Here is a 14,905-nt window from a genome sequence, read left to right as displayed (position 1 = left end):
CGCCCTTGCCCGCGGAAGCGACCGCTCCGCTGGCGGCCTGACCGCCAGCGCCTTGACCACCGGCACCGGCAAGTCCGGCATTGCCACCGGCACCACCGGACTCACCGGCGAAACCATCGACATGGGTTGAGGTCCCGTCGGCGCCGTCGGCACCGTCAAGGCCGTCACCACCGCCACCGGCATTGCCACCCACACCGCCGACACCCTGGGCACCGGCCGCGCCCGCAGCAGCATTGGGGGTGAGCCAGCCGCCCGCGCCACCGGCACCGGCCACGCCGGCCGCACCACCATTGCCGCCTAGGCCACCATTGCCACCACCGGTGCCATCGATGTTCGAACTAGTGCCATCGGCCCCGGCCGCGCCCTGGCCGCCGGCGCCGCCGGCACCACCACTGCCGGCCGCGCCACCCTTACCGCCGGCGCCGAACAACAGATACGAACCTCGGCCACCGGCGCCACCATTGCCGCCGGCTCCACCATTGCCGCCGTTGCCGCCATTGCCGTCGCCGCCGTTGGCGAAGCTGCCGACCAAACCTGCCGCACCGGCCAGGCCGTCGCCGCCTTGGCCGCCCACGCCCGCCGTGCTGAACAGACCCCACAGCGCGGCGTCGCCACCGAGGCCACCGGTCCCGCCGACGCCGCCGGCGGTGGCCGCGTCACCGCCGTTACCGCCGGCGCCGCCGTGGCTGAACCAGGCGAACAGCCCGGCGGCACCGCCGGCGCCACCGTCGCCATCGAGGTAGCCGCCGAACGGGCGAAGCCAGTTGATGTCGGCCCAGTTGAACGAGGCATCCGCGGAGCCCGGCAGATCCAGTGCGGAAGCCCCGATACCGGCCAGGTTGAGATCGGCCAGGACCGCATCCCAGGTCGCCTGGCTACCGAGAGCGTCGAAGAAGGGCGACCAACTGGCCGAGTCCAGCACCACCGCCCAGGCAGCCTGGTCACCCCAGTTGGCGCCCAGATCGGCAACGGCGTTGCCCAGGTCGGCACCCAGTAGGTCGAACAACAGATCGTCAAAATCGGCGTGCGCCGCGGGCGCGGCCGCGAGCGGCCCCAACCCGAACGCAAGAAACGCGCTCACCGCAGTTCCGGCACCGAACACCCGGTTGCTGCGACGGCTCTTTTGAACACCCTGACGGTAACGAGACATGGCACGTGCCCCTTAGCTACAGATATTGACGACGGCGGCAAATCTGATGGTGGGCTAGGTTAACAGCGGCACATTCTTAGTCAACCCCTACTTTTGTGAAGAACCTGAGCGATCATGACAACGTTTGTCTTCAGCGTCCTGAACAGCAGCTATCAAAAACGGAGAAGGCATTAGTTAACGGTTGTAGTCATATTCACAGCTGACAGACACCACTTATATCTCCCTCAGGTTAGGTAAAAGTGCCTACGAGTTGTTTGCCAGAGCAGACGCGCCGGGAGCGCGGCCGTCCGCATACCGCAACGCAATCACGGCCCGGTCAAAGGACCGGGCCGTGATGCGTGGAGAGGGCGACCAGTAGCGCACCGTCGCTACCCTTTACGGGTTGTTCGCGCCGCTAGTGATGGTCCCGAACCGTGCGCAGGTTCCGGTCAGCTCGACGTCTGTATAGCCGCCGGCCAGTGGGCGCATCGCCGCTGGTGCCGCCGGGACAGTCGTCCCGAGCATCCGGTACCGAACCGGTCCGGTGCCCGGCGAATTCGATCACGGAACGGCGTTGTTGGCTGTGGTGCCGTTAGCGCCCTTGCCGCCGGCGGTACCTACGGATGCCGCCGCACCCGCACCGCCGGTGTCGCCGGATGTGGCGTAGGAGCCGTCGGCGTTCTGGCCGCCGGCGCCGCCGGAACCACCGGAACCGACCGTGCCTGCAGTACCGCCGCTGCCGGCGGCGCCACCCGTGCCCGGGGTTCGAACCGCACCGGCGGCGGTGTTGTAACTCGCGTTCCCACCGTCGCCCCCGTCACCGCCGGCACCGCCCTTGCCGGCAGCCCCGCCGTTGCCGCCGTCGCCGCCCTCACCGGCGGTGCCGGCCAGGCCGCTACCACCAACCGCACCGGCAGCACCACCGGCACCACCCACGCCACCGGCGCCGCCGCTGCCGCCGACACCGCCGGTGCCGCCGGCACCGCCATTGCCGCCGATGATCGACTGGTTGCTGAACCCAGCGGTGGCGATCCGGGCTGCGCCGCCGTCACCACCGTCGCCGCCCTCACCACCGGTGGCGCCGGCACCGCCATTGGCGCCCTTACCGCCGGCACCGCCGTCGCCGCTGACGCCGGAGATCGAGCCGCCGGCACCGCCAGCACCGCCTTCTCCGCCGGCGCCGCCCTGCCCGCCGTTCTGTCCGTGGCCGCCCTTGCCGCCACCGCCGCCGTTGCCGCCGGTGCTGTTGCCACCGCCAGCACCGCCGGCTCCCTTGGTGGCGCCGCCGCCGTGGCCGCCCTCGCCGCCGTTCGCGCCGATGCCGCCGTCGCCGCCCTTGCCGCCGTCGCCGCCCCACGCCTTGTTGTTGTTTGTACCGTTACCGAGATCGGTCTTCTGGCCGCTGCCGCCGTCGCCACCCTGCTGACCCGCCACGGCGGCGGTGGTGCCGGCGCCGCCGGACGAGCCCTGGACATTCGCGGTCGTGTTGATGCCTGTGCTGCCGCTCCACGGGTAGCTCGTACCGTCCGGTGCCTGACCGGCAGGCGCCGGGTTACCGGTGCTGCCGGTAGCACCGTCACCGCCGGCACCGCCCTTTCCGCCGTTGCCGATCGCTCCGCCGTCGCCGCCCTTGCCACCCTTGCCGCCGTTGGCGCCCGGTGCCGCGCCCGGGTCCTTGGCTGCGTCGTAGCCGTTGCCGCCGTTGCCTCCGTTGCCGTGGGCCCCGGTCGGCAAGCCGCCGTTAGCGCCGTCGCTGCCGGCGCTACCGCCGCCGCCAGCTGTGGTACCGGCGTCGCCGCCGAGCGAGCCGAGACCGACCGCACCGGGGTTGCCGCCGGCGCCGCCGTCGCCACCCTTGGTGGTGGTGGCGTTGCCGTCAGCACCCTTACCGCCGTCACCCGGGGTGCCGGCACTGCCGCCGGCCGCGCCATTGCCGCCGGTGCCGTTGACGCCGACCACGGCCCCACCCTGCGCGGTACCGGCGTCCCCGCCCGCACCGGCCTGCCCGGCATTGGCACCGTTGCCACCGTCACCGCCGCGGGTGCCGTTCTCACCGGCGTTGGTGCCGTTGTAACCGGCACCGCCGGTCCCGCCGTTGCCGCCCGCACCGGCATTGCCGCCGTGGCCACCGTTGCCCGCGGTGTTGGCGCTCAGCAGGCCACCGTTGCCACCTGCCCCACCGGTGCCGCCGTTGCCGCCGGCAGTGCCGTCGCCACCCTTGCCGCCGTTGACGCCCGAGGACCCACCCGCGCCGGAGCCGCCGTCAGACCCAGCCGACCCGTTGCCTCCATCGCCGCCGTTGCCGCCGTTGCCCGCGTTGCCGCCGGCCCCGCCCGCGCCACCGTTACCGCCACTGGCGCCCGGTGCCGCACTCAGATCCGACGCCGCGTCATAGCCGGCACCGCCATTGCCGCCGTTACCCATCACACCGCTCGGGGACTGACCGTCAGCACCATCACCACCAGGGGTCAGGCCACTGCCACCAACGCCCTTAACACCGGCTGCACCGACATCACCACCCTTGCCGCCATCGCCACCGGCACCCAGCGCCCCGCCCGAACCGACCACACCAGCCACCCCGACGGCACCGTTACCACCGTCGCCGGGAGTGCCGGCATCACCACCGTCACCACCGTTACCGCCGTTGCCCTGACTGCCCGCATTGCCAGAACCGTTGAGCAGCGCACCCGCCGCACCACCGGAACCACCCTGGCCGCCAGCACCACCGTCACCGCCCTTACCACCGTCCTGACCGACGCCCTGGTTGTCTCCCGACTGACCATCGGCACCGGTGACACCGGCACCACCAGCACCACCATTGGCACCGCTACCAGCATTACCACCGGAACCGGCGTTACCGGCCACGGTGCCACTGGCACCACCAGCGCCACCACTGCCGCCACTACCACCATCACCGCCATCGGTACCGGAATCACCCGGGTTGGTGCCATTGACACCAGCCTGGCCCGCCACACCGTTACCACCATCACCACCACGGCCACCCGAACCGTGATCACCACCAGCACCACCATTGCCACCGTTGCCACCATCAGCACCCGCCGCCGCACTCGGGTCCAGCAGTGCGTTGTAGCCGTTACCGCCGTTACCGCCGTTACCCATCACACCGCTCGGGGACTGACCGTCAGCACCATCACCACCAGGGGTCAGGCCACTGCCACCAACGCCCTTAACACCGGCTGCACCGACATCACCACCCTTGCCGCCATCGCCACCGGCACCCAGCGCCCCGCCCGAACCGACCACACCAGCCACCCCGACGGCACCGTTACCACCGTCGCCGGGAGTGCCGGCATCACCACCGTCACCACCGTTACCGCCGTTGCCCTGACTGCCCGCATTGCCAGAACCGTTGAGCAGCGCACCCGCCGCACCACCGGAACCACCCTGGCCGCCAGCACCACCGTCACCGCCCTTACCACCGTCCTGACCGACGCCCTGGTTGTCTCCCGACTGACCATCGGCACCGGTGACACCGGCACCACCAGCACCACCATTGGCACCGCTACCAGCATTACCACCGGAACCGGCGTTACCGGCCACGGTGCCACTGGCACCACCAGCGCCACCACTGCCGCCACTACCACCATCACCGCCATCGGTACCGGAATCACCCGGGTTGGTGCCATTGACACCAGCCTGGCCCGCCACACCGTTACCACCATCACCACCACGGCCACCCGAACCGTGATCACCACCAGCACCACCATTGCCACCGTTGCCACCATCAGCACCCGCCGCCGCACTCGGGTCCAGCAGTGCGTTGTAGCCGCCACCGCCGTTACCGCCGTTACCGGCCACGGATGTCGGGGCGGTGCCGGCTACACCGTCAGTCCCGTGGGTGCCGGTGCCGGCCGCTCCGCCGGTGCCCGCATTGCCACCGGCATCGCCGATACCCGCAGCACCGACACTGCCGCCGTTACCACCGTTGCCACCATCGGGATGAGTGGCATCGCCGTTGGCGCCGTCACCACCATCAGCGGGCAGTCCGGCGTTGCCGCCGTTACCACCATCACCACCGGAACCGTTGGCCCCCAAGGTGACACCGTTACCACCGTTACCACCGTTACCGCCGTGGGCACCGTTGCCGCCATCACCACCGTTGCCGCCGTTACCACCGTCGCTGCCGCCATCGACGCCCTGACCGCCAGCACCGGCCAGACCACCATTGCTACCGCTGGAACCGGCGCCACCATTGCCCCCGGCACCACCAGTACCGGTCGCCGAGGAACCACCGGCACCACCATTGCCGCCCTGCCCGAACTGGAACGGGGCCACGAACGTGCCATAACCACCGCCACCGGCCCCACCATTGCCACCGTTACCGGCCGCCTGACCATTGACACCGTCACCACCGGCACCACCGTTACCGGCATCGGAGTTGGCCCCACCGGCGCCACCGGCACCACCGGCACCACCAGTGCCGCTGCCGGCCGCGTTACCACCGGCAGCACCATCACGGCCCACACCGCCCCAGCCGCCGTCACCACCATTGCCACCGTTACCGCTCAGGCCACCCTGACCGCCGGCACCACCGACAGCCAACGCGTTACCGCCGTTGCCGCCGGCACCACCAGCACCACCATTGCCCGTGGCCCCCAACGCATTACCCCCAACACCACCGGTGCCGCCCCAACCACCGAGGCCACCCCAGCCACCGTTACCGCCGTTACCGCCATCAACGCCACCAGCACCACCGGTACCGGCCACCGACCCGGTGTCCCCACCGTTGCCGCCGTGACCACCGGCACCACCATCACCGGCCACCGAGTCACCACCACGGCCACCCACACCGCCACCCAAGTGCGCGGTGCCCCCGGCATCGCCACCGTTACCACCGTTGCCCGCACCGGTGCCGTCGCCACCGTTGCCACCGTTGCCACTGTGTCCGGCATCGCCACCATCACCACCGGCACCACCGGTCCCGGTCCCGAACGCCTTACCACCAGCACCGGCTGAACCCGAGTTCGGGCCAGCGCCGAACAGGGCATCCCCACCAGAGCCACCGGTACCACCGTTACCGCCATCACCACTGGCATTCGTGGCCGACGAGCCCGCACCGGCATTACCGCCGTTACCGCCGTTACCGGAATCACCACCACGGCCACCATCACCAGAACCCAGAGCGTCACCACCACGGCCACCGCCACCGGAAGTGCCGCCGTCACCGCCGTCACCACCATCGCGGCCGGCACCATCAGGACCCGAGTTACCGGCACTACCGGCACCACCATCGCCACCATTACCACCAGAACCACCAGCGCCACCGTTACCGACACCGGTCCCCGAGCCGCCGGCACCACCGACGCCACCAGCACCACCCTGGCCACCGGTGTTCCCGGCCTGAGCATCCCCAGCCACTGCACCATCAGCACCCGTGGCGCCATTACCACCGCGACCACCCGCACCACCAGCAGCACCCACGCCACCAGTACCCGCGTTACCGCCGACACCACCAGCACCACCAGCCTGACCCGTCACACCATCAACAGCCAGACCCGAACCATCACCACCAGCACCACCATTGCCACCAGCACTACCGGCACCATCGGTGCCGACGGCACCGTTGCTGCCTCCCGTGCCAGCCCCGGCCGCACCGGCACTGCCCGCGGCACCACCGTTAGCGCCGTTGCCGCCCTTGCCACCAGAGCCCGCGGTGTTGGTGCCGCCACCACCGGCGCCGTCACCACCGGTACCGGCCGTGCCGGCGTTACCGCCGACACCACCGTTACCGCCACTGCCGGCGGTACCGGTCGCACTGCTGCCACCGAAAGCACCCACGCCACCGGCACCACCGGCACCGGCGTTACCGCCGTCAGTGCCGGACTGGCCACTGCCGGGCGTCGCGGTGTAACCGGTACCACCATTGCCGCCGTTACCGCCGTTACTACCGCTGGCACCCTGGCCACCATCACCGCTACCACCAGCGGCACCGCTGACCGAGCTACCCCCGGCGCCACCATTGCCGCCCTGGCCGTACTCGTAAGTTCCCGGAGCCCACCAGACCGGCGTGCCACCGGCACCGTCACCACCGGCGCCACCCTTACCGGCGTTCTGGGTGGCCGTACCCGCACCACCGTTGCCGCCCTGGCCGCCATCGGTGTTGGTGCCACCGTTGCCGCCCTTGCCGCCGGTGCCACCAGAGCCACTGCCGGCCGCATTGCCACCGGCAGCACCCTCACGACCGATACCGCCCCAGCCGCCGTCACCACCGTTGCCACCGGCACCCGCGGTCTGCGCACTACCACCGGCACCACCGACGGCCAACGCGTTACCACCATTGCCGCCGGCACCGCCGGCACCACCATTGCCCGTGGCACCCAACGCATCACCGCCGACACCACCGGTACCGCCCCAACCGGCGATGCTGCCCCAACCGCCGTTGCCGCCGTTGCCGCCATCAGCGCCACCGGCACCACCGGTACCGGCCACCGACCCGGTGTCCCCACCGTTGCCACCGTTACCACCGGCACCACCATCACCGGCCACTGAGTCACCACCACGGCCACCCATGCCGCCACCCAGATGCGCGGAGCCCCCGGCATCGCCACCATTGCCACCGTTACCGGTGCCGGTGCCGTCGCCACCATTGCCACCGTTGCCACTGTGTCCGGCATCGCCACCATCACCACCGGCACCACCGGCACCGGTACCCCACGCCTTACCGCCGGCACCGGCCGCACCGGCCGTGAGCGGAGGACTCACACCGGCACCCAGCGCGTCCCCACCGGACCCACCGGTACCACCATTGCCGCCATCACCACTGGCATTCGTGGCACTCGAGCCCGCACCGGCGTTACCGCCGTTACCGCCGTTACCCGAATCACCACCACGGCCACCATCACCAGAACCCAGGGCATCGCCACCGCGACCACCGGCACCGCTGTAACCACCATCGCCGCCGTCGCCACCGTCGCGGCCGGCACCATCAGGACCCGAGTTACCGGCACTGCCGGCACCACCATCGCCACCGTTACCACCGACACCACCAGCGCCACCGTTACCGGTCCCCTTGCCGGTGCCACCGACACCACCGACACCACCGTTACCGCCGACACCACCGCTGTTCCCGGCCTGAGCATCCCCAGCCACTGCACCATCAGCACCCGTGGCGCCGTTACCACCACGACCACCAGCACCACCAACACCGTCGGTGCCCGCGTTGCCGCCGGCACCACCAGCACCACCGTTCTGGGCGGTCACACCATCAGCGGCAAAGCCCGAAGCATCGCCACCAGCACCACCATTGCCACCAGCACTACCAGTGCCGGTTACGCCGTCAGTACCGCCGGCACCGGCGATCCCGCCGGCGCCACCGTCAGCGCCATTGCCGCCCTTACCACCAGAGCCCGCGGTGTTGCTGCCGCCACCACCAGCACCGGCGCCACCGTTACCGGCCGTACCGGCGTTACCGCCACTACCACCATTGCCACCGGCACCGTCGGCGCCGCCGCCACTGGAGGTGCCACCGACGCCACCGCCACCACCGACGCCACCGGCACCGGCGTTGCCGCCGTCACCACCGGTGGTGTCTCCGACAATCGCGCTGAAACCGTCACCACCGCCGCCGCCGGCACCACCCTTGCCGCCGCTACCGGCGGCACCACCGACCGAGCCGGCACCACCATTGCCGCCGACACCGCCGACACCACCGACGCCGCCATTGCCACCGTCGGGGCTGCCGGCGATTCCGGTCAGGCCGTCATAGCCCTGACCGCCGTCGCCGCCGTTGCCACCCTTGCCGCCATCACCTTGCGCGGCCAGACTGCCGTCGGTGTTCAGGCCGCCCAGGCCGCCGTTGCCGCCGTTGCCGCCAACCTGACCGACGCCGCCATCGACGTCGCCGCCATCACCGGCCGTACCCGTCGCCCCGTCTTTACCGTCGCCACCGTCGCCACCGATACCGGCGGTGCCGTCGGCCGCATGGCCGCCACCGACTTCAAAACCACCCTTGCCGGCGTTACCACCGACACCACCATTGCCACCCGAGGTCCCCGCCGCAGCACCCGCATCACCAGCCGCGTCATACCCGGTACCACCGGCACCACCGGAGCCACCCGTACCGGCCGAACCGTTCGACCCACCGGTAGCGTAGTTACCACCACCGGAGGAACCACCAGCGCCACCAGCACCGGCGTTACCACCATCGCCACCATTGCCACCGGCACCACCGGTGCGATCCTCCGCCGTGCCCGTCGTACCCACACCACCGTTGGCGCCGTCGGTACCCGAACCACCGGCACCACCGACACCACCGACACCATGGCTACCGGCCACGGTGCCACTACCACCGGCACCACCATCACCACCAGCACCACCATTGGTGCCCGACACACCAGCACCCGCACCCTCAGCAACCGCGTCAAACCCGGCGCCACCCTTACCACCGGCACCACCAGCACCACCATTGCCCTGCGCGGCATGGCTGCCACCGATGTTCAGACCGCCCTGGCCGCCGTTACCCCCAGCACCACCGGCCTGACCGGCCGTGCCGTCCACACCCGCGGTGTGCGAGTCGGTTCCGTTCGCCCCGTCTTTACCGTCGCCACCGTCGCCACCGATACCGGCGGTGCCGTCGGCCGCATGGCCGCCACCGACTTCAAGACCACCCTTGCCGGCGTTACCACCGACACCACCATTGCCACCCGAGGTCCCCGCCGCAGCACCCGCATCACCAGCCGCGTCATACCCGGTACCACCGGCACCACCGGAGCCACCCGTACCGGCCGAACCGTTCGACCCACCGGTAGCGTAGTTACCACCACCGGAGGAACCACCAGCGCCACCAGCACCGGCGTTACCACCATCGCCACCATTGCCACCGGCACCACCGGTGCGATCCTCCGCCGTGCCCGTCGTACCCACACCACCGTTGGCGCCGTCGGTACCCGAACCACCGGCACCACCGACACCACCGACACCATGGCTACCGGCCACGGTGCCACTACCACCGGCACCACCATCACCACCAGCACCACCATTAGTGCCCGACACACCAGCACCCGCACCCTCAGCAACCGCGTCAAACCCGGCGCCACCCTTACCACCGGCACCACCAGCACCACCATTGCCCTGCGCGGCATAGCTGCCACCGATGTTCAGACCGCCCTGGCCGCCGTTACCACCGGCACCACCGGCACCACCGTTGCCGCCGGCCTGACCGGCGGTGTGCGAGTCAGCACCAGCGAAGCCCGTACCACCGGCAGCACCGGCGCCACCCACACCAGCCGTGCCATTCGTCCCACCAGCGGCCGTACCACCCAGGCCCGCACCACCGAGACCGCCTTGACCGGCGTTGCCACCGGCACCACCGGCACCACCGTCGTAACCGTCGACATGCGACGCGTTTCCATCAGCACCGGTCGCACCCTTGCCACCGGCGCCACCTGAGCCACCGGCACCGCCCTTACCGCCGACGCCCTGCGTACCCGCCACCGAACCCGTACCACCAGCGCCACCGGCGCCACCGTTACCACCATTGGTGCCCGACTCACCGACACCACCGGCAGCACCGGCCACCGTTGCGTCAGCACCCGCCTGGCCGGTGTAACCGGCACCACCGCCACCACCGGCGCCACCATTGCCGCCGACACCATCAGCGACCCGCGTGACACCATCAGCCTTCAGGCCCCCCTGGCCACCGTTACCGCCGGCGCCGCCGGCGCCGCCATTGCCCCCAGAAGCCGCCGCACTGCTGGAGTTGGTGCCGTCAAATCCCTTACCACCCTGACCACCGGCACCACCCACGCCCGCGGTGCCATCAGTGCCGCCACTGGCCTGAACCCCAGCACCACTGAGGCCACCACTACCGGCCTTGCCGGCATTACCACCGGCACCACCATTACCACCGGCGGTGCCGTCAACGTGCGAGGCGTTTCCGTCAACACCGGCCGCGCCGGCCGCACCCGCGCCACCGTTACCGCCGTTACCGCCGACGCCACCGGCGCCGGCCACACCACTGACGGTGCCCGCACCGCCGACACCACCGGTGCCACCATTGCCACCGGCACCACCATTGGTGCCACTGGCACCCGCGGTAGCTCCGGCAACACCGGACAGGCCACTGCCGCCCTTACCGCCGGCACCACCATTGCCGCCGTTGCCCTGCAGGGCCCGAGACCCATCGGTCTGCAGACCACCGAGGCCACCGGCACCACCGGCGCCGCCCGCGCCACCGTTGGTGCCGTCGACGTGCCCGGTAGAGCCGTCGACACCGTTGTAGCCCTGGCCGCCGGCACCACCCTTACCGCCGACGCCCGCCGTACCGTCATTGCCATCGGCCACCGTGGTTCCGTTACCGCTGTCACCACCGGCACCACCCTTACCGGCGTTACCACCGGCCCCACCGGCCTGCCCCGCCGTACCATCCACATGGGACGCGGTGCCGTTATTGCCGTCGGCGCCCTGAGCGCCCGCACCACCGGATCCACCGTCGCCGCCCACGCCGCCGACACCGTGTGTGCCGGCATTGGTCCCGGTACCACCGACTCCACCGGCACCACCGGCGCCACCGTTACCGCCGCTCTCGCCAGCCTGGCCCGGGTTGGTCCCAGCCAAACCGGCGTAGCCGGTGCCACCCTTACCACCGGCACCACCGTTACCACCGTCGCCGTCGGCGGCCCGGGTGTTGTCGGCCTTCAGGCCGCCCTGGCCGCCGTTACCACCGGCGCCACCGGCCTGGCCCGCCGTGCCGTCCGGGCTACTCTGCGTGCCGTTGACACCGTCGGTGCCGTCCTTCCCGTCACCACCGTTACCGCCGACAGCGGCGTTGCCCGCCGCCGCGCGCGTCGTGCCGTCGGCCTGCAAACCGCCCAGGCCGGCGTTACCGCCGGCACCACCGTTACCGCCCGCGGCACCCGCGGACGCGGCGAGGTCGGAGGCGGCGTCATACCCGGCACCACCGACACCACCACTGCCGCCCTTACCGGCCACACCGCTAGCGCCACTGGCGGCATGGTTGCCGTTACCCGAGTCACCACCAGCACCACCGACACCGGCATTACCACCGGTGCCGCCATTGCCACCCGCGCCACCATCAGGGTTGGACGCATCACCATCGGTACCAGCCCCACCATCGGCGCCAGCGGTACCCGAACCACCCTGACCACCCACACCACCGGTGCCGTGAGTGCCCGCAACCGAACCCGTGCCCCCGGTGCCACCGGCACCACCGGCACCACCATTGCCACCCGAAGTACCCGCCGCAGCACCGGCAGCCAACGCGTCAAATCCGGCACCGCCCTTACCGCCGGCACCACCATCACCACCAACACCGGCCGCAGCATGGGTAAAGCCGTTGGCCTCCAGACCGCCCAGGCCACCGTTACCCCCAGCACCACCGGCACTACCGGCCTTGCCGGTGGGATCAAGCGCCGTGCCCGCCGCCCCGGCCGCACCGTCACGACCGTCACCACCAGCACCACCAACACCAGCAGCACCCGAAACGCCATGCGTGATGCCGTTGGCCTCCAAACCACCCAGGCCCGCATCACCACCGACACCACCATTACCGCCGGCGGTACCAGCCAGAGCGGTCCCGTCCGACGCCGCGTCATAGCCGGCCCCACCAGTACCACCACTGCCGCCCTTACCGGCCGCACCCGCCGTACCACTACCGGCCTGCTGACCGTTGCCGCCCACACCACCGGCACCGGCCAGACCCGCGTTACCACCATGCCCACCGGCCTGACCAGCCCCACCATCGGGGTTCGACGCGGTCCCCGCCTCACCGCCGACGCCGTCCTGGCCGTCGCCACCGCGGCCACCGTTACCGCCCAGACCACCCGAGTCCGACGAACCGGCCGCACCCGAGGCGGCCTCGCCCCTGAGCCAGCCACCCTGACCACCGGCGCCGGCCTGGCCGGCCGCGCCGCCATTACCGCCGACACCGCCATTACCACCATTGGTGCCATCGGCACCGGCTACCGCGCCATCAGCACCGTCGGCGCCGGCACCTCCGGCACCACCCTTACCGCCATCACCGGCCGCACCACCTTGACCGCCGGCCCCGAACAGATACGAGCCCCGACCGCCCGTACCACCGTTACCACCATTGCCACCATTACCGCCGACACCACCGTTGCCGTCGCCACCATTGGCGAAGCTGCCCGCCGCACCCGCCGCACCCGTGAAGCCATCACCGCCAGCACCACCAGCACCGGCCGCACTGAACAGACCCCACAACGCGGCGTCACCACCAGCGCCACCATTGCCACCGGCGTCACCCAGGGCGACGGCGGTACCACCCTTACCGCCGGCGCCACCGTCGCTGAACCACGAGAACCATCCGGCGCTGCCACCGTCGCCGCCGTTGCCGCCGTCGGTTCCGTCACCGCCGGCACCACCGTTGCTCCACCACCCGAAGAGGCTGCCGTCGCCACCGTTGCCGCCGGTCTGGCCGTTACCACCGGCGCCGCCGCTGCTGAAAGTGTTGAACCAGCCGACGCTTCCGCCGTCGCCACCCTTACCGCCGATGCCGTCGCCACCGTCCCCGCCGCTGCTGTTGAACCAGGCGAGCAGGCTGCCGTTGCCACCGTCCCCACCGTTGAAGCCGTCACCACCGTCGCCGCCGTTGCTGAACCAGGAGTTCCAGCCGACGCTGCCGCCGTCGCCACCGTTACCGCCATTGCCGTCACCACCGTCGCCGGCGTCACTGAACCAGGACAGGTCGCCGACGCTGCCGCCCTTGCCGCCGGCGCCCCCGCCGCTACCACCGTCACCACCCGCGCCGGCCTTGCTGAACCAGGAGAACCATCCGACGTTGCCGCCCTTGCCGCCGGCACCACCACCGCTACCACCGGCACCACCGACCCCGGCGTCACTGATCCAGGCGAGGACAGCGCCGTCGCCACCGGCACCACCAGCGCCACCATCGAGACCGCCGGCACCGCCGGCACCGGCGTGGCTGAACGCGGCGAACCATCCGGCGCTGCCACCGGCACCGCCGTCACCCTCACCGAAACCGTCACCACCGGCGCCGCCGTCACCACCGAAGAGGCCGCCCTGGCCACCCGCACCGCCGTCATCGCTGGCGCCGGTGCCGTCGGCGTCCCACCCCGCACCACCGGTTCCGTAGATCCACCCGCCGGCATAGCCGTCCGGGTGGTCGACAGTGCCGTCCGCGCCGTTGCCGAACGGCATGAACAGGTTGTAGTCGAACAGGTTGAACGCCGCCGAGCCCGGCAGATCGAAGTCCGCCGCGCCGATGCCACTCAGGCTCAGATCGGCCAGGATCGCATCCCAGGTGGCCTGGCTGGCGAGGTTGTCGAAGAAGGGCGACCAACTGTCTGCATCCAGGACCACCGCCCAGTCGGCCTGATTACCCCAGTCGGCCCCCAGGCCGGCGAAGGCGTCGCTGAGATTTTGACCGAACAGGTCGACCAGCACATCCTCGATGTCCGCGTGCGCTGCCGGCACGGGCGCCAGCGGCCCCAGGCCGAACGTCAGGAAGGCACTGACCGCGGTCCCGGCACCAAACACACGGCCGCGAGGCCCCCGGAAACCACTTCGAGCATGACGAGACATGGCGTCTCCCCCCCTTAACTAGGACACAACGGCAGCACAGCAATCCTGATCAAAAAATTAGGCTAACACCGATTCTCGACTCGTCAACTCGCATACACTTTCGGAGACTTTCAAACTCGACTTGAGGCTTGTGACCCACTATTACGGTCGGATATGCTAGTAACCTCCGCTTGTAGTTAGATATGCTAAATTCGATGCCTTGATGCTGATCAAGGACTTAGAGAAGACTCTCTG

General features: G+C 70.5%; 1 protein-coding gene. It reads right to left on the bottom strand.

From position 1 onward, the window contains the following. Nucleotides 1-1,690: 1,690 nt before the first annotated feature. Nucleotides 1,691-14,671 (bottom strand): hypothetical protein, encoded by a 12,981-nt coding sequence (locus tag BST15_RS23080; protein ID WP_165757124.1) that lies wholly within the window; start codon nucleotides 14,669-14,671, stop codon nucleotides 1,691-1,693. Nucleotides 14,672-14,905 lie beyond the last annotated feature (234 nt).

It is taken from the genome of Mycolicibacter arupensis, assembly GCF_002086515.1.
GTDB lineage: Bacteria > Actinomycetota > Actinomycetes > Mycobacteriales > Mycobacteriaceae > Mycobacterium > Mycobacterium arupense.
Note: the sequence above shows the minus strand (reverse complement) of the source record. Positions and strands in the feature narration are given on the sequence as shown.